Origin of the sequence: Trinickia mobilis, assembly GCF_017315705.1 — a bacterium.
Classification (GTDB): Bacteria; Pseudomonadota; Gammaproteobacteria; order Burkholderiales; family Burkholderiaceae; genus Trinickia_A; species Trinickia_A mobilis.
Window position 1 is genome coordinate 116,410 of sequence record NZ_JAFLRF010000011.1, and the last position, 15,900, is coordinate 132,309.

At 63.2% G+C, this 15,900-nt stretch carries 15 protein-coding genes; 10 read left to right on the plus strand and 5 right to left on the minus strand.

Annotated features, from left to right (window positions below; genetic code table 11):
- Window positions 1-108: 108 nt before the first annotated feature.
- From J3489_RS17305 to J3489_RS17315, 3 genes are read right to left on the minus strand one after another with little or no spacing between them, the layout of a single operon-like run.
- Window positions 109-456, minus strand: coding sequence for a hypothetical protein (locus tag J3489_RS17305; RefSeq protein ID WP_206999978.1), 348 nt, complete (start codon window positions 454-456; stop codon window positions 109-111).
- Window positions 453-761 carry a DUF6402 family protein gene (locus tag J3489_RS17310; RefSeq protein ID WP_206999979.1) on the minus strand — a complete coding sequence of 103 codons (309 nt, stop codon included), beginning with the start codon at window positions 759-761 and terminating at the stop codon, window positions 453-455. Before J3489_RS17310 ends, J3489_RS17305 begins: the two co-directional genes overlap by 4 nt.
- Window positions 758-982: a hypothetical protein gene (locus tag J3489_RS17315; RefSeq protein WP_206999980.1), complete on the minus strand. Its 225-nt coding sequence runs from the start codon at window positions 980-982 to the stop codon at window positions 758-760. Before J3489_RS17315 ends, J3489_RS17310 begins: the two co-directional genes overlap by 4 nt.
- A 171-nt stretch (window positions 983-1,153) precedes the next feature.
- On the opposite strand from J3489_RS17315, the gene J3489_RS17320 reads away from it, so the two are divergent.
- The 6 genes from J3489_RS17320 to J3489_RS17345 all read left to right on the plus strand — a co-directional run bounded on the left by J3489_RS17320 (window position 1,154) and on the right by J3489_RS17345 (window position 7,327).
- Window positions 1,154-1,339 carry a hypothetical protein gene (locus J3489_RS17320; RefSeq protein ID WP_206999981.1) on the plus strand — a complete coding sequence of 62 codons (186 nt, stop codon included), beginning with the start codon at window positions 1,154-1,156 and terminating at the stop codon, window positions 1,337-1,339.
- Between the two features lie 11 nt (window positions 1,340-1,350).
- Window positions 1,351-2,754: an ATP-dependent RNA helicase DbpA gene (gene dbpA, locus J3489_RS17325; RefSeq protein WP_206999982.1), complete on the plus strand. Its 1,404-nt coding sequence runs from the start codon at window positions 1,351-1,353 to the stop codon at window positions 2,752-2,754.
- 216 nt (window positions 2,755-2,970) lie between these two features.
- Window positions 2,971-4,125: a pyridoxal phosphate-dependent aminotransferase gene (locus J3489_RS17330; RefSeq protein WP_206999984.1), complete on the plus strand. Its 1,155-nt coding sequence runs from the start codon at window positions 2,971-2,973 to the stop codon at window positions 4,123-4,125.
- Between the two features lie 10 nt (window positions 4,126-4,135).
- On the plus strand, window positions 4,136-4,993 hold the full coding sequence (locus J3489_RS17335) for a carbon-nitrogen hydrolase family protein (protein WP_206999986.1): 858 nt from the start codon (window positions 4,136-4,138) through the stop codon (window positions 4,991-4,993).
- Between the two features lie 104 nt (window positions 4,994-5,097).
- Complete coding sequence (locus J3489_RS17340; protein ID WP_206999988.1) at window positions 5,098-5,877, plus strand: ABC transporter substrate-binding protein; 780 nt, start codon at window positions 5,098-5,100, stop codon at window positions 5,875-5,877.
- Between the two features lie 25 nt (window positions 5,878-5,902).
- Window positions 5,903-7,327 carry an FAD-binding oxidoreductase gene (locus J3489_RS17345; RefSeq protein ID WP_242540082.1) on the plus strand — a complete coding sequence of 475 codons (1,425 nt, stop codon included), beginning with the start codon at window positions 5,903-5,905 and terminating at the stop codon, window positions 7,325-7,327.
- 256 nt (window positions 7,328-7,583) lie between these two features.
- On the opposite strand, the gene cadR is transcribed toward J3489_RS17345, so the two are convergent.
- Window positions 7,584-8,015 (minus strand): Cd(II)/Pb(II)-responsive transcriptional regulator, encoded by a 432-nt coding sequence (gene cadR / locus J3489_RS17350; RefSeq protein ID WP_206999989.1) that lies wholly within the window; start codon window positions 8,013-8,015, stop codon window positions 7,584-7,586.
- A gap of 81 nt (window positions 8,016-8,096) precedes the next feature.
- Between cadR and J3489_RS17355 the strand changes: the two genes are divergently transcribed.
- Window positions 8,097-10,469, plus strand: coding sequence for a heavy metal translocating P-type ATPase (locus J3489_RS17355; RefSeq protein WP_206999990.1), 2,373 nt, complete (start codon window positions 8,097-8,099; stop codon window positions 10,467-10,469).
- A 101-nt stretch (window positions 10,470-10,570) separates the two neighbouring features.
- On the opposite strand, the gene J3489_RS17360 is transcribed toward J3489_RS17355, so the two are convergent.
- Window positions 10,571-11,749 carry a porin gene (locus J3489_RS17360; protein WP_206999991.1) on the minus strand — a complete coding sequence of 393 codons (1,179 nt, stop codon included), beginning with the start codon at window positions 11,747-11,749 and terminating at the stop codon, window positions 10,571-10,573.
- 296 nt (window positions 11,750-12,045) lie between these two features.
- On the opposite strand from J3489_RS17360, the gene J3489_RS17365 reads away from it, so the two are divergent.
- The 3 genes from J3489_RS17365 (at window position 12,046) to J3489_RS17375 (ending at window position 15,894) form a co-directional block, all read left to right on the plus strand.
- Window positions 12,046-12,846: a GntR family transcriptional regulator gene (locus J3489_RS17365; RefSeq protein WP_206999992.1), complete on the plus strand. Its 801-nt coding sequence runs from the start codon at window positions 12,046-12,048 to the stop codon at window positions 12,844-12,846.
- 243 nt (window positions 12,847-13,089) lie between these two features.
- Entirely contained in the window at window positions 13,090-14,247 is a 1,158-nt protein-coding gene (locus J3489_RS17370) for a M24 family metallopeptidase (protein WP_206999993.1), read from the plus strand.
- A 225-nt stretch (window positions 14,248-14,472) separates the two neighbouring features.
- Complete coding sequence (locus J3489_RS17375; RefSeq protein ID WP_206999995.1) at window positions 14,473-15,894, plus strand: ABC transporter substrate-binding protein; 1,422 nt, start codon at window positions 14,473-14,475, stop codon at window positions 15,892-15,894.
- Window positions 15,895-15,900: the final 6 nt, after the last annotated feature.

The window sequence follows — 15,900 nt, forward strand, 5'->3', positions numbered from 1 at the left end:
GCGCGCCGGGTTGTTGCTGGCCAAGTGATCCAAAGCGACACGCGGCGCGCGACATATCAATGCGCGCGCGGCGCGGTCAAGACGGGCTTCGCGGGAGACGATAGCGCTTTACGGAAGTTTGGCGCGCAGCTTGTCTAACCACGTTGGGGGGAAATCCACATATCCTTTTCCTTCCGATGCCGAACTATCGTAAACCACGTTGCTGGCATTCCAGAAAAGGCGCGGATAGGGATTTTTATAGGTTCTTTCCGCTAGTAATTCGCCGCTTCTGCGGTCGTATAGCCGAAACAACATCCCGTCTTCATTTGATAAATAGCAGATCTCGCCGATATAAATATCAGATCCGACTTCTCTTTTGCAATCATGTGCGCTCATTCTGTGAGCTACATCACAACCGTAACCTAGGGAAAGCGCGGATATGGCAATGGCCGGCCACTTCAGCCACTTGAATTTCATAAGCTGAACTCCACCAAGTAGGGCTCTGGAAATTTAATGACTCTCCTGTCGGAGTACAGCACCAAATCGCCGCCCTGCTTATGCTTTAATTGCCAGTTCCTATAATTCTTGTTTCTTACCGGGTGGTAAACGGTGCTGTCAGAAATAATTCCATCTTTAGCCACAGCATATTTTAGCCAGTCAGCGGCCGAGATCTCGCCTAAAAGGACAGCGGCCGGGACAATGATGAAACCCGTTTTATTCCAATGAGTTCCCAGGCGAACCACTTGCGCATGACCTTTGCCGACATGGGCCACCCGATTCATTCCACTGCGTCCGGAATGTCTTGCAAATCAAATGGCTTGACTCGCGGCTTCTCCGGCACCGGGGTCGGCGGCGGTTGGTCGCGCAAGGGCGGCGCGAGTTTGTCGCTGGCGAGCGCAAACTCTTCGATGTTCAAAGGCGTGCAGCTCTCGTTGCGTTTCCACTTCCACGGTAACAGCAAGCCCCGCGTGTAGTAGGGAAGTTGTTCGTCGTTGCCAGCCACGTTGTCAGCCTCCGTTTCAGTCGATAGCCCTCCATCAGCGCCCACAGGGGCTTGGAAATAAATCAGCAAATTCCTAAATCAGAGCTGGATGTTCCCGTAAGTAGTCAAGTGCGAACGACCTGCTCGCGGTACTCTTGCGCCTCACGTATCCACTTCGTCGGAACATCAAGCATGTTTACCTGCAGAAACCAATCCTGCCAGGCTCAATGGGAGCAGTCGGACGTTGTCATCAAGAATGAGGGGCAAGGGCTCCTGTTCCGCTGCCCAATGTGCGGCGCGCGCAACTACGTCGAGCGTTTCGATGCCGAAGACGGAACGGTCGTCTACGAGCAGATCGAAGGCCGTCCGTTTCAATAACTGGATTCCCCATGACCGCCAAGCCCTCACCACAAGCCGCCCCTTTCAGCCAATTGCCGCTGCCCGCGGCCACGCTCGCGAATCTCGAACAGCTCGGCTACGTGAACATGACGCCGATCCAGGCAGCGAGCCTGCCGGTCGCGCTCGCCGGCCGCGATCTGATCGCGCAGGCGAAGACCGGCAGCGGCAAGACCGCGGCGTTCGCGCTTGCGCTGCTGTCGCGGCTCGACGCGCGCAAATTCGACGTGCAGGCGGTGGTGCTCTGTCCGACCCGCGAGCTCGCCGACCAGGTCGCGCAGGAAATCCGCCGGCTCGCGCGCGCCGAGGAAAACGTGAAGGTGCTGACGCTCTGCGGCGGCACGCCGATGCGTCCGCAAACGGTGAGCCTCGAGCATGGCGCGCATATCGTCGTCGGCACGCCGGGCCGCATCATGGATCACCTCGAACGCGGCAGCCTCGCGCTCGGTTCGCTCAATACGCTCGTGCTCGACGAAGCCGACCGCATGCTCGACATGGGTTTCTTCGACGACATCGCGACCGTCGCGCGCCAATGTCCCGAGGAGCGGCAGACGCTGCTGTTCTCGGCGACCTATCCGGACGGTATCGCGAAGCTGAGCCAGCAATTCCTGCGCAAGCCCCAGGAGATCAAGCTCGAAGAGCAGCACGACGACAGCAAGATCCGCCAGCGCTTCTACGAGGTCGACGAAAACGAACGGCTGCACGCCGTGGGCCTGCTGCTGAACCACTACCGTCCCGTCAGCACGCTCGCGTTCTGCAACACGAAGCAGCAGTGCCGCGATCTGCTCGACGTGCTGCGCGCGCAAGGCTTTCACGCGCTCGCGCTGCACGGCGAACTGGAGCAGCGCGAGCGCGACCAGGTGCTGATCCAGTTCGCGAACCGCAGTTGCTCGGTGCTCGTCGCCACCGACGTCGCCGCGCGCGGCCTCGATATCGCGCAGCTCGAAGCGGTGATCAACGTCGACGTGACGCCGGACCCCGAGGTGCACGTGCACCGGATCGGCCGCACTGGCCGCGCGGATCAGGACGGCTGGGCGCTCAGCCTCGCCAGCATGGACGAGATGGGCCGCGTGGGCGCGATCGAGCAGGCGCTGGGCCGCGAAGTGGAGTGGCAGCCGTTGGCCGAATTGAAGGCCGAAGACAACGCACCGCTCGTGCCGCCGATGGCGACGCTGCAGATCCTCGGCGGCCGCAAAGAGAAGATCCGTCCCGGCGACGTGCTCGGCGCGCTGACTGGCGAAGCCGGTTTCAGCGGCTCGCAGGTCGGCAAGATCAACGTGACCGAATTTTCGACTTACGTCGCCGTGGAGCGCGGCGTCGTCCGCGACGCGTTGCGCAAGCTTTCGGCCGGCAAGGTGAAGGGCAAGAAGGTGAAAGTCCGGCTGATGGACGAATAACGCGGCGAGCCGTGCCGCCCCGCCGCCATGCGTCCCGCTCCTGGCGGCTTCTCCCTCCAGCCATGACGTAAACGCATGCCCCGCATGACAAAGTTTCGATTGTGGCGGCGTTTTCGGTCGTGCTTAATTTGCATACTCGAACGAGGCTGCGCGCATTTTGCGGCCTGATAAGCAAGCACGCCGCGCGGCTCCGAGCCGCCCGCTGGAGGAGCGAATATGCAGAGCGCCTGGACACCACGCTCGAAACTGCCCGACGTGGGCACGACGATTTTCACCGTGATCGGCCAACTGGCGGCCGAACACGACGCCCTGAACCTGTCGCAAGGCGCGCCGAATTTCGCGCCGGACGCGAAGCTCGTCGACGGCGTGGCCGCCGCGATGCGAAAAGGACATAACCAGTACGCGCCGATGGCCGGCATCGGCGCATTGCGCGAGGCGCTCGCCGAGAAGGTCGAACGCCTCTACGGCGTGCACTACGACCCGGCTACCGAAGTGACCGTGATCGCAAGCGCGAGCGAAGGCCTGTACTCGGCGATCAGCGCACTCGTACATCCCGGCGACGAAGTGATCTACTTCGAGCCGTCGTTCGACAGCTACGCGCCGATCGTGCGTCTGCAGGGCGCGAAGCCGGTCGCGATCAAGCTGTCGCAGCCGCACTTCCGCGTGAACTGGGACCAAGTCGCCGCCGCGATCACCCCGAAGACTCGGATGATCATCGTCAACACGCCGCACAACCCGACCGCGACGATCTTCAGCGACGACGACGTCGCGCGCCTGAAAGCGGTGACGCGCAACACCGATATCGTGATCCTGTCCGACGAGGTGTACGAGCACGTCGTGTTCGACGGCGCCAAGCATCACAGCATGGCGCGGCATCGCGAGCTCGCCGAGCGCAGCGTGATCGTGTCGTCGTTCGGCAAGTCGTACCACGTGACGGGCTGGCGCGTGGGCTTCTGCCTCGCGCCCGCCGCGCTGATGGACGAGATCCGCAAGGTCCACCAGTTCATGGTGTTCTCGGCCGATACGCCGATGCAGTACGCGTTCGCCGACGCGCTCGCCGAGCCGCAAAGCTATCTCGGCCTCGCCGATTTCTATCAGAAGAAACGCGACCTGCTCGCACACGCACTTGCCGAATCGCGCTTCGAGCTGCTGTCGAGCGAAGGCAGCTTCTTCATGCTCGCGCGCTTTCGCCATTTCTCGGACGAAAGCGACAGCGACTTCGTGCTGCGCCTGATCCGCGACGCCCGCGTCGCGACGATTCCGCTGTCCGCGTTCTATACGGACGGCACCGACGAGGGCTTGATACGCCTGAGTTTTTCGAAGGACGACGCGACGCTGATCGAAGGCGCGCGCCGCCTTTGCTCGATCTGAGGGGCGGACGATGAGTGAAATGGCAGAGACATTGACGGCGGCCGTCGTGCAGATGAGCAGCAGCGCCGACGTCGCGCACAACCTCGGCGAAGCGCGCCGCTGGGTCGAGAAGGCGGCGCGGGAAGGCGCGACGCTCGTCAGTCTTCCTGAATACTTTTGCTGGATCGGCAACGACGAGCACGAGCGTGTCGCGCTCGCCGAGCCGTTCGGCGATGGCCCGGTTCAGCAGGCGCTCGCACACCTGGCGCGCGATGCCGGCGTGTGGCTGATCGGCGGCACGGTGCCGATCCGTCCCGAGCGCGGCAGCGCGCAAGAACGCACGCATGCGTACAACACGTCGCTGCTGTTCGAGCCGAGCGGCCGGTGCAGCGCGCGCTACGACAAGATTCATCTGTTCAGCTTCAACCAGGGCGCCGAGCAGCACGCCGAGGCCGACACGATGATGGGCGGCGCCGCCATCGGCACCGCGCAGGGGCCGTTCGGCAACCTGCGGCTGTCGGTCTGCTACGACCTGCGCTTTCCCGAGCTTTATCGCGCGGCGCCCGCTGCCGACGTGATCGCGGTGCCCGCCGCGTTCACGCACACCACGGGTCTCGCGCACTGGGAGCTGCTGCTGCGCGCCCGCGCAGTCGAGAATCAGGCTTACGTGCTCGCAGCGGGCCAGTGCGGCACGCACGTGAATGGTTGGCGCACGTTCGGCCACAGCATGATCGTGGGTCCGTGGGGCGACGTGCTCGCGCGCCACGACGACGAGCCGGGCATCGCGATGGCGGAGCTCACGGCGTCAGCGCTGCGCGAGGTGCGCGCTCGCCTGCCGGTGCTGACGCACAAGCGCATCGCGACCCCATCGGATGTCGCAGCTTTTTGACGCGCGCATCATTGAGACCGATAAAACCAACGGCTTAGCGGCACCGAAAGCCACCTAAAGACGCGTGTAGACGCGTCACGACACCCAAGGCAAGGAGATCCACGATGAAACGACTCAAAGTTCTGTTCGCATTCGCGTGCGCATTGGTATCGGCATCCGCATTCGCCGAGGCGACCTCGATGCGCTTCGGTCTCGAAGCGCAATATCCGCCGTTCGAATCGAAGGCCGCCGACGGCAGCCTGCAAGGCTTCGATATCGACGTCGGCAATGCCGTTTGCGCGGCGGCGCATCTCAAGTGCTCGTGGGTCGAGACGTCGTTCGACGGCCTGATCCCGGCGCTGCAAGGCCGCAAGTTCGATGCGATCAATTCGGCGATGAACGCGACCGACAAGCGCCGTCAGGCAATCGACTTCACGACCGTCATCTACCGCGTGCCGACGCAACTGATCGCGAAGAGCGACAGCGGCCTCGTGGCGACGCCGGAATCGCTCAAGGGCAAGCGCGTCGGCGTGCTTCAGGCCTCGATTCAAGAAGCCTACGCGAAGGCGCACTGGGAGCCGGCCGGCGTGACGGTGGTGTCGTATCAGGATCAGAACCAGGTGTACGCGGATCTCGTCGCGGGCCGGCTGGATGGGACGCTCGTGCTTGCGCCGGCAGGGCAGACGGGCTTCCTGTCGAAGCCTGACGGCAAGGGCTACGCGTTCGTCGGCCAGGCGGTGCGCGACGACAAGATCCTCGGCAGCGGCATTGCATTCGGCATCCGCAAGGGCGACGACGGCCTGCGCAATCAGTTGAACGCGGCGATCGCGAAGGTGAAGGCCGACGGGACCGTGAAGACGCTCGCGCTGAAGTACTTCGGCAATATCGACGTCTCGGCGAAGTAACGACGGGCAACGAAGGAGCGGGCCGATGATGGCGAGCGAGGGCGGGGCGCCGGTGGCGTTGAGCGAGCGCGATGCCGCGGCAGCGCTGCTGAGCGAGCTGGGTGAGGACCTCGTGGCGATCGGCGACGCCATCGACCCGCGCTACTTCACCGCCTACAACGAAGCGCCGGGCGTGCGGCCGCGCGCGCTGATCAGGCCGCGCACGGTCGACGATGTTTCACGCACGCTCGCGCTCTGCTCGCGCTTGAAGCAACCGGTCGTGCCGCAGGGCGGGGCAACCGGACTCGCGCGGGGCGCGGTCGCGCTTGGCGGCGAAGTCGTGCTCGCGATGGAGCGCTTCGCGGGCATCGAGGAAATCGACACCGCGGCGGGCACGGTCACGGTCCGCGCGGGGACGCCGCTGCAAACAGTGCAGGAAGCCGTCGATGAAGCGGGCTTCGCGCTCGGCATCGACCTCGGCGCGCGCGGCTCGTGCCAGATCGGCGGGAACATCGCGACGAACGCCGGGGGCAATCGCGCGATCTGCTACGGCGTGATGCGCGAGCAGGTGCTCGGGCTCGAAGCGGTGCTCGCCGACGGCACCGTCGTGGCGTCGCTCAACAAGATGCTGAAGAACAACGCGGGCTTCGATTTGAAGCAGCTGTTCATCGGCAGCGAAGGGACGCTCGGCGTTGTCACGCGCGCCGTCCTCAAGATGTATCCCAAACTCGCGCCGCCTGCGACCGCGCTGTGCCGGGTCGCCGATTACGGCGCGCTCGTCAAGCTATGGCATCGCGTGCGTGCGACGCTGCCGACGGTCATCAGCTTTGAGGCAATGTGGCCCGAGTTTTACCGCTTCGTCGCGGCGAACACGCCGGGCGTCACGGCGCCGCTCGCCGCGGACGAGGGGTTCGTCGTGCTGATCGAATGCGCGCCGAGCGACGCGGCGGCGTCTGCCACGAACGCGCATGCTGCGCTCGAACAATGCTTGAGCGCATGTTTCGAAGACGGCCTCATCGACGACGCCGCGCTCGCCGCCTCGACGCGCCAGGCGCTCGATATGTGGACGCTGCGCGAAGGTCTCGCGATCGACACGCTCCCGCACCTCATCAACTTCGACGTGAGCCTGCCGATCGGCGCGCTCGGCGTGTTCGCCGAGCGGTGCCGCGCGGCACTCGGCGCCCGCTGGCCGCATGGGGTCAGCCTGTTCTTCGGGCACATCGGCGACAGCAACGTCCATATCGGCGTGTCGCTTGCGGACCTGCCTGCGCATGGCGAGGACGCTGTCGATCGTGTCGTGTACGGCGTCGTGCGCGAGATGGGCGGCTCGATTTCGGCGGAGCACGGGATCGGCCGGCTCAAGCGTCCGTATCTCGGCTATTCGCGCAGCGCTGCGGAGATCGAACTGATGCGCCGCATGAAGGCGGCGCTCGATCCGCTCGGCATTCTGAATCCCGGCAAGGTGTTATAGGCCCGCATTGAACGCGCCGCTGGCGGGAGCGGAAACCAAACCCCGAGTGCGCTCGCCGGGAGCCGCCGCGTGGAGCTTCAATGCGCCGCCGCGGCGCTTTGCCTATCCGCGCCGCGAAACTTGCTTTCCGAATCGATCATCCGGCGTTTGAGCGCCGGCACGTTGTTGAGAGATCCCACGCGCAAATCGGCGCACACAAATTCGGGTGCCAGCCGCCGGTCATCTGCACTTGCTCGATTGCAACTTCCCAGGGGGATCAGCCGACGTGCGTGCGCTTCGCCGACGGCGCGACGGTCTCCATCGTCGTCAGGCCGTGGACGATGCCGCAGTCCTCGACGGTGTGCTCGCCCACGCATTGCTCGCGCAGCCCGGTCAATTGCGCTTTCAATTGCTCCAGCTCGGCGAGGCGGGCGTTCACGTGGCCGATGTGCTCGTCGAGCAGCGCGTTGACGGAGCTGCAGCGGTCGGTCGGCTGGTCGGTCAGGCGCAGCAGCGCGCGGATTTCGTCGTGCGTCATGTCGAGCGCGCGGCAGTTGCGGATGAAGCGCAGGCGCTCGATGTGCTCGGCCGAATAGCTGCGGTAGTTCGAATCGGTGCGCTGCGCGTCGGGCATCAGGCCCTCCTTTTCGTAGAAGCGGATGGTTTCCGTCGTGCAGCTCGCGGCTTTCGCCAATTCGCCGATTTTCATCTGAGGTTCCTCTTTTGCGCCTTGACCTTGTAGCGGCTTCAAGGTGTTAACTGTACCCCAACGTACACCAGGAAGCTCGACATGACTCAAATCAAGAATCCGCTCGAAGATCGCAGCGTCGCCCGGCAGCCGCATGATTGCGGCTGCGACCATAAGCACGATGACGCGCACGAGCACAAGCCAGCGCGCGGTGATGCGCATGAGCACGCTTGCGAGCACGAGCACGAGCACGAGCACAAACATGACCACGGCCACGCGCATGACCACGGCCGTCAGCACGCCCACGACAGCGCCTGCTGCAGTGCCCCCGCGCTTTCGCTGGCCCCGCTGCGCACCGCCGAAGTGACCGCCGACGGCGTGCGCACGCCGATCCGCATCATGCAGATGGACTGCCCGACCGAAGAAGCGCTGATCCGCAAGAAGCTCGGCAACATGCCGGCGGTTTCGCGCATGGAGTTCAACTTGATGCAGCGCGTGCTGACGGTGGTTCACGCTCCCGAGGCGCAACCGGCGGTGCTCGACGCGATTCGCTCGCTGGGCTTCGTGCCCGAGTTGCCCGACCCCGAGGCCGGCACGCACCAGGACATCGCGCCTCCGCCGAAGCGCGTGTGGCCGCTGCTGCTGGCGGGCGCCGCGGCGGTCGCATCCGAAGCCGCGGTGTGGTTCGGCATGCCGACGTGGCTTGCGGCGGCGCTCGCGGGCGCAGCGGTGGCCGTCTGCGGCCTGACGACCTACAAGAAAGGCTGGGTCGCGATCCGCAACGGCAACCTGAACATCAACGCGCTAATGAGCATCGCCGTCACCGGCGCGATGATCCTCGGACAGTGGCCCGAAGCCGCGATGGTCATGGTGCTGTTCACGCTCGCCGAGCTGATCGAGGCGAAGTCGCTCGACCGGGCGCGCAACGCGATACAGGGCCTCATGCGCCTCGCCCCCGATACTGCGACCGTCCGGCAGCCCGACGGCACCTGGGCCTCGGTCGACGCGCGTTCGGTCGCGCTCGGCGCGGTGGTGCGCGTGAAGCCGGGCGAGCGGATCGGGCTCGACGGCGAGATCGTTGCGGGCCGCTCGACGGTGAACCAGGCGCCGATCACCGGCGAAAGCCTGCCGGTCGAGAAAGCCGAGGGCGATGCCGTGTTCGCCGGCACGATCAACGAGTCCGGCGCGTTCGACTACCGCGTGAGCGCCGCCGCGAACAACACGACGCTCGCGCGCATCATCCACGCCGTCGAGGAAGCCCAAGGCGCGAAGGCGCCGACGCAGCGCTTCGTCGATCGATTTGCGCGCGTCTACACGCCGATCGTGTTCGCGTTCGCGCTGCTCGTTGCAATCGTGCCGCCGCTCTTGTTCGGCGCGGCGTGGCACGAGTGGATCTACCGCGCGCTCGTGCTGCTCGTGATCGCGTGCCCCTGCGCACTCGTGATCTCGACGCCCGTCACGATCGTCAGCGGTCTCGCGGCCGCCGCGCGGCGCGGAATTCTGGTGAAGGGCGGCGTGTACCTCGAAGAAGGCCGCAAGCTCGCGTGGCTCGCGCTCGACAAGACCGGCACGATCACGCAAGGCAAGCCGGTGCAGACCGATTACGAACTGCGCGCCGAAGTCGACCTCGATCGCGCGCGGCATCTTGGCGCGAGCCTCGCGGGTCGCTCGGATCACCCGGTCTCGCAAGCAATCGCAGCGGCTGCCGCGGGACGGATCGGCAAGGGCGCGCTCGACGTCGCCGATTTCGAGGCGATCCCGGGGCGCGGCGTGCGGGGCACGATCGACGGCTCGCCATACTGGCTCGGCAACCATCGGCTCGTCGAGGAATTGGGCCGCTGCTCGGCCGAACTCGAAGCGCGTCTCGACGCACTGGAGCGGCAAGGCAAGACGGTGGTGATGCTGATCGACGCCGAGCGCGTGCTCGCGCTCTTCGCCGTCGCCGATACCGTCAAGGAAACGAGCCGCGCGGCGGTCGCCGATCTGCATCGGCTCGGCATCCGTACCGCGATGCTGACGGGCGACAACCCGCACACGGCGCAGGCCATCGCCTCGCAAGTCGGCATCGACGACGCGCGCGGCAACCAGCTGCCCGACGACAAGCTGAACGCGGTCGACGCGCTGTCGGCGAACGGCGCGGTGGTGGGCATGGTCGGCGACGGCATCAACGACGCCCCGGCGCTGGCGCGCGCGGGCATCGGCTTCGCGATGGGCGCAATGGGCACCGATTCCGCGATCGAGACCGCCGACGTCGCGCTGATGGACGACGACCTGCGCAAGATCCCCGAGTTCGTGCGCCTGTCGCGCTCGACGCATTCGGTGCTCGTGCAGAACATCGCGTTCGCGCTCGTGATCAAGGCGGTGTTCCTCGGCCTTACGCTCGCCGGCATGGGTACGATGTGGATGGCCGTGTTCGCGGATGCGGGCGCGAGTCTGATCGTCGTGGCGAATGGGTTGCGGCTGTTGCGCAACTGATCTGCGTCGATCTTCGCCGCGCGTTCGAGACGCGTAGTTTGGAAGCTGTCAAGTCCGCAGCCTACAGGTTGGCCTCCGACTGCGAACATCGTCGATGTGATTTAGAAACGGTGACGGATCCCGACGAGGGCCACCGTCTGCCTGTCGCTATTCGAAGCAGTGGCACCTGCGATGGCTGCGACAGCGCCGTTGCCCGTCGAATCAACACCTGATGCCTTCTGGTAGACGACAAGGGCGTACAAGTCGGTACGCTTGGACAGGAAGTAGTCAGCGCCGAGGTTAACCTGGTTGTAGTCTGCCCCCCGGCTGCCGTTGTTACCAGCGTTCTTGGTATACGCGTACGAAACGCCGAAGCTCAGGCTGGGTGTCAGGTCGTATTTGACGTTCGCTTCGTACACGTTGAATGCGGCCGTTCCGCGATAGGCGTTTTGCGCCGCTGTCATGCCGGTGACGGCTTGCGTTCCAAGGCCTCCGAACCGAGTGTTGCTGTAGACGACGGATATCGTCGCTGGTCCGAGCACGTAGGAGCCACCGGCGGCAAAAATGTTCTGGGAAGCGGCGGTTGCGTAGCCGGAAATGACCGGACTCTTCATGTTGCTGCCAGTGGCGCTATCGCCCGCCTTATCACCGAAGAAGGAAAAGTTCGGATTGTGTGTTGACTGGTAGCCTGCCGCCAATTTAAAAGGTCCTACGGCATAGGATGCGGCGGCCGCCCAGATCTGGTTGGTTCCCACCGAGCCGGGTTTCCCTCCCAAACTGTACATGCCGCCGAACTGGAAGCCGCGATACGGAACGCTCTGATACTTGATCGTGTTGTTGACACGGTTAAAGCTGTCGAGGTTGTCGACATCGGCCGGGTGAGCACCATATCCGGCACCGGCCGCGGCCCAAGCGAGACCCGATTCGAAGGAGCCGACGAAATCATAAACGGTCGCGTATTGACGACCCAGCACCGCGCTACCGTACGTTTTCGACGCAAGGCCGACGTAGGCCTGACGTCCCAAAAAAGTGCCGTTCTGCCCGAGCGCGCCCGTTGTGCCGCTAAAGCCGCCTTCCAAAGTGAAAACTGCGGACAGGCCGCCACCCAAATCCTCCGAGCCCCTCAGGCCCCAACGGTCGCTGGACATGTTTCCGCTGGTCATCGCGTATTGCCTCGCTCCCGCGGCATTCGACGTATAGGTGAAGCCGGCGTCGACGATGCCGTAGAGGGTGACACTGTTCTGGGCCCATGCGGATGATGCAAACAGTCCAGCACCAGCAAAAAGCAAAATCTTCCTCATTAGTAGTCCTTATCCACAATGTGATGGGGTTGCAAGTGTTCTGTTCCCCGGCGCGTTCCCCAGGGCGCGACAACGTCGCGTAGCGTTCGGCATACCCAGGGCGCCGATTTCTTCGAGGGTCGGCGCTTACAGGGGTTACGGTAGATTACTATAAAGAATAGAGAAAAAAGAATTCTGACGGACTGGCACGTACTCGGGATTAACCCTGGTCCTGCACCGCTACGGCGAGGCAGCGGCGGGTTAAAAGGCGCGAAGAAGGCGGCATTTCCTGTAAACTATGTAGAAATGATTCAAGGATGAATGCAGTTATGACATTCGAGGGAAAGGCCGAAAAAGCAGAAAACCTGGAGTCCGTCGCACTGAAGCGACTGGACCAGGACGCCGCCGCACCGCTGTGGGAAGTCGTCAAGCGCCAAATTTCAGAATCGATCCTGTTGGGACGCTGGGCACCGGGGACCGTGTTGCCAGCCGAGGTCGCGTTGTCGCAGCAACTGGGCGTTGCGGTCGGAACCGTGCGACGGGCGCTTGGGGAGTTGACGAAAGAAGGCCTCATCAGCCGCCGTCGGAAGACAGGTACGGTCGTCACCGGGCGCAGCCCGCACCACAATCTTCGGAATTTCTATCAGTACTTTCGGCTGCACCGCCTGGACGGCGCGTTGCAGAGGTCGGAGCCGCGAGTAGTCGGCCTCGGCCGCTCAGTACCGACGAAAGCCATCAGGGAACGCCTTGAACTGGAGGAAGAAGACGAGGTCATCATGCTGGAGCGAATTCGCTCCGTCGATGGAAAGCCGGTGATTCGCGACACCCACATCATGCCGGCGGCACGCGTCCCTGACTTTCCAATGTCGCCCGCCGAAGTGCCGGAACTCCTTTACATCTTTCTCCTTGAACGCTATGGAATCCGGCTTTCAGCCGTTCGCGAGCAGCTCAGGGCGGTGCTCGCCACGGCGAAAGACTGCGAAGACCTGCAACTCGAACCGCCGGCGGCGGTGCTCGAGATCGAGGAGGTGGCCTATGACCAGTCGAACGTCCCGGTCATCTTCGGCAGGCGCCGCGCCTCGACCGAAAACCATATGTACGTCAACGAGGTCCGCTAGCGACCGCACCTGCTGAAGGCAGCGTCGACGATGCCGCACCCTCTGCCAGTCAGCCCTGGAAGGCCCCGCCCCGAACCTCGAGGCGGGGCCTTCGCACGTCTGCGCCCGGAAACCTAGGGTTCGCCCTAGAACTCTTTTCTGCCTATTTCTATATAGTTTAATGTATTTGAAGCGGACGGGCGCGCTCATCGCGCTCATGCCAGGTGCAAGGGCGAAATCCTGACGAAATGGGAAACACTGAGTATGGACATTCCGCGATTCACCTCCGAAGAGTTTTCTCATCGGCTCAGCCGACTACGTGACGCGATGTCCGAGCGTCGCCTCGATGTTGTAATCGTCGACGACGTCGAAATACTGGCGTACTTCACCGGCTACGAACGGTCTATCAGTTCATATCGCGCTTGCCTGCTGCCCCGCATAGGGGACCCGTCGATGGTTTTGCGCACGCTCGACGTGGCTCCGTTTCGTGAATGCTCGTGGTTTGCCGACTGCGTCTCGTACATCGACGGTGACAACGCCGTCGAAGTTGTCGCAAGGGCGCTCCGCGCAAAGGGCTATGAAAAGGCACGCGTCGGCGTCGACAAGCATAGCCACGGCATGACCGTCTCGACGTTCGAAGCGCTCACGCGGGCGCTTCCGGACGCCACGTTTGTCGACCTTGCCGGACTGCCGTGGGAGCTTCGGCTGGTGAAATCGGAACACGAAATTCAGCACATTCAAGCCGCTGCAACGATTGCCGACCGGACGCTAAGTGGCATTTTGGAAATTGCGAGGCCCGGAATCACCGAAAGGACGGTGAGCGCCTTTGCCGCTCGTCGCTACATCGAACTCGGAGCTTTACCCGACCATGTAGGACCCGTCACAGCCGGCCGAGGCTGGGATTTTCTGCACGGACATATGCACGACGATCCGATGCAGGAGGGCGATGTACTCCATTGTGAGCTGGTGCCGCGTTTTCGCGGTTACAGCGCCCGTCTCATGCGCAGTATCGTCATTGGACGAGCCAGTCCGGAACAGCGTGATGTTGCTAACGCGCTCGTCGAGTTTCAGGACAGGCAATTCGAGATGATGAAGCCGGGTGCGCTCGCGTCTGACGTCGACGCGGTTCTGCGTCGTGAAGTCTTAGGTAGCGGTCTGCGCGATACCTACGACAACATCACGGGCTACACGCTTGGGTTCTATTCGCAGCAACCCATCCGCTCGAGTGATTTCACTCGCACGTTCAGTCCCAGGTCTCACTGGAGGCTCGAAGCCGGTATGGTTTTCCACATGTACACGTCAGCCCGCGGGATGGCCATCAGCGAGTCCGTCTTGGTTGATAAAGACGGCGCGCGACGCTTAACGCGCCTGCCACGTTCTCTTTTCGAGACTTCGACGGGCTTTCCAGCGGCCGCCGCGTGACAAACGAAACGCTGGCTAATCAGCTAAAGGGAGGGTCGGCTCACCGGCCCATATTGAACCTGCATCTTGTGAGTATCAGGTATGCCTAGTATTAGCGGAATCAACCGCCGACAGTTCATCGTCGGCACCGCGGCTGCGGCAGCTGCCTTCAGCCTGAGTTCCGGATTCGCGTTAGGCGCGACTCTGAAGCGAGGCGGCACGCTGCGGGTCAGCGTCGACCAGGCTATGGCCAAGCTCAATCCTCTGGTTGCGCGCGTCGGACCTGAATACCTTCTATCGGAGCTTCTATATTCTGGCTTGACGCGTCTGGGCGAGGGCATGTCGCCGGTGCCAGACCTCGCGGAATCGTGGCGTTCCAATCCGGAGCTGACCGTCTGGACGTTCAAGTTGCGTCAAGGCCTGGTGTTCCATGACGGGTCCGCATGTACGTCGGTCGACGTGGTGGCATCTTTTCTGGCGATCCGCGATGCGAAGACAGGCTCGCCCGGGCGACAGAACGTGGGTCCGATCGACAAGGTACGTGCGATCGATGTCAACACAATCGAGTTCACGCTATCGGCCCCTTATGTCGATTTCCCGACCGCGCTTGCGTTCCCGAACGCAAAAATTGTCCCTGCGGCCGTGCTGAAGTCGAACCCCGCCGTGCTTGCTCACACTGCAATTGGTACTGGCCCCTTCAGGCTCACATCGTTCCACCCTGACCGCGTGGTTACGCTGGCCCGGAACGACAGGTACTGGGACCCGAGCCGTCCCTACCTCGAAGGCATCGAGCTGCACGTGTACCCGGACCCGACGGCGGAAGGTTCAGCGCTTCTGTCCGGGGACATCGACCTGATGACACTGGTGCAGCCTACCGAGTTTGCGCGGCTTAAGGATGCGCCAGACGTTCAGGCCCTGCGGATGCCTTCTGGTCAGTTCTGCAACGTGAACATGGGCTGCAACCAGAAGCCGTTCACTGATGTGCGTGTACGTCAGGCACTCGCCCTGACGGTCGACCGAAGAGTGATGGTCGATTTTGTCGCAGAAGGATACGGGCAGCCTGGTAACGACAGTCCGATCAGCAGCGCATTCAATTTCTACGCACCCTCGCAACTCAAGACGCCCGACATCCCGAAGGCCAGGCAACTTCTCGCGGACGCGGGCTATCCGAACGGCGTGGACCTCACGCTCATCGCCTCTGACAGCGCTGCCATTCGCACGCAGATGGCGGTCGCAATGGCGGAGATGGCGCGGCCCGCTGGCTTTCGTATCACCGTCCAGACGATGCCCCACGCGACCTATCTCGAGCAGGTCTGGAAGAAAGGTGCTTTCTACGTCGGCTTTTACACGATGCAGCCAACGGTCGACTCTGTCTTTTCGCTGCTTTACACCTCCACAGCAGCGTGGAACGAAACGCACTGGAACAACAAGGCTTTTGACCGGGTTGTGTTCGAAGCACGCGGAACCGCTGACACTGCAAAGCGCAAGCAGTTGTATGCGCAAGCACAGGAGATGATGACTGACGACGTGCCTTCCGTCATTCCTGTCTTCTTCGACATTTTGCGTGCCAAGCGGCCGAACGTTCAGGGCTACAAGATTCATCCTCGTGGCCTCGTGTTCCGTCTTGACTATGTTTGGCTCGACGACAGCGCGCCCGCTCGCGGTTGACGCCTG

What these genes read in the sequence shown, in the direction of transcription:
- J3489_RS17310 (WP_206999979.1), bottom strand. Translation starts at nt 761, where the DNA reads ATGAATCGGGTGGCCCATGTCGGCAAAGGTCATGCGCAAGTGGTTCGC.
- J3489_RS17335 (WP_206999986.1), top strand. Translation starts at nt 4,136, where the DNA reads ATGAGTGAAATGGCAGAGACATTGACGGCGGCCGTCGTGCAGATGAGC.
- J3489_RS17320 (WP_206999981.1), top strand. Translation starts at nt 1,154, where the DNA reads ATGTTTACCTGCAGAAACCAATCCTGCCAGGCTCAATGGGAGCAGTCG.
- J3489_RS17370 (WP_206999993.1), top strand. Translation starts at nt 13,090, where the DNA reads ATGGACATTCCGCGATTCACCTCCGAAGAGTTTTCTCATCGGCTCAGC.
- J3489_RS17340 (WP_206999988.1), top strand. Translation starts at nt 5,098, where the DNA reads ATGAAACGACTCAAAGTTCTGTTCGCATTCGCGTGCGCATTGGTATCG.
- dbpA (WP_206999982.1), top strand. Translation starts at nt 1,351, where the DNA reads ATGACCGCCAAGCCCTCACCACAAGCCGCCCCTTTCAGCCAATTGCCG.
- cadR (WP_206999989.1), bottom strand. Translation starts at nt 8,015, where the DNA reads ATGAAAATCGGCGAATTGGCGAAAGCCGCGAGCTGCACGACGGAAACC.
- J3489_RS17305 (WP_206999978.1), bottom strand. Translation starts at nt 456, where the DNA reads ATGAAATTCAAGTGGCTGAAGTGGCCGGCCATTGCCATATCCGCGCTT.
- J3489_RS17345 (WP_242540082.1), top strand. Translation starts at nt 5,903, where the DNA reads ATGATGGCGAGCGAGGGCGGGGCGCCGGTGGCGTTGAGCGAGCGCGAT.
- J3489_RS17330 (WP_206999984.1), top strand. Translation starts at nt 2,971, where the DNA reads ATGCAGAGCGCCTGGACACCACGCTCGAAACTGCCCGACGTGGGCACG.
- J3489_RS17355 (WP_206999990.1), top strand. Translation starts at nt 8,097, where the DNA reads ATGACTCAAATCAAGAATCCGCTCGAAGATCGCAGCGTCGCCCGGCAG.
- J3489_RS17365 (WP_206999992.1), top strand. Translation starts at nt 12,046, where the DNA reads ATGAATGCAGTTATGACATTCGAGGGAAAGGCCGAAAAAGCAGAAAAC.
- J3489_RS17375 (WP_206999995.1), top strand. Translation starts at nt 14,473, where the DNA reads ATGGCCAAGCTCAATCCTCTGGTTGCGCGCGTCGGACCTGAATACCTT.
- J3489_RS17360 (WP_206999991.1), bottom strand. Translation starts at nt 11,749, where the DNA reads ATGAGGAAGATTTTGCTTTTTGCTGGTGCTGGACTGTTTGCATCATCC.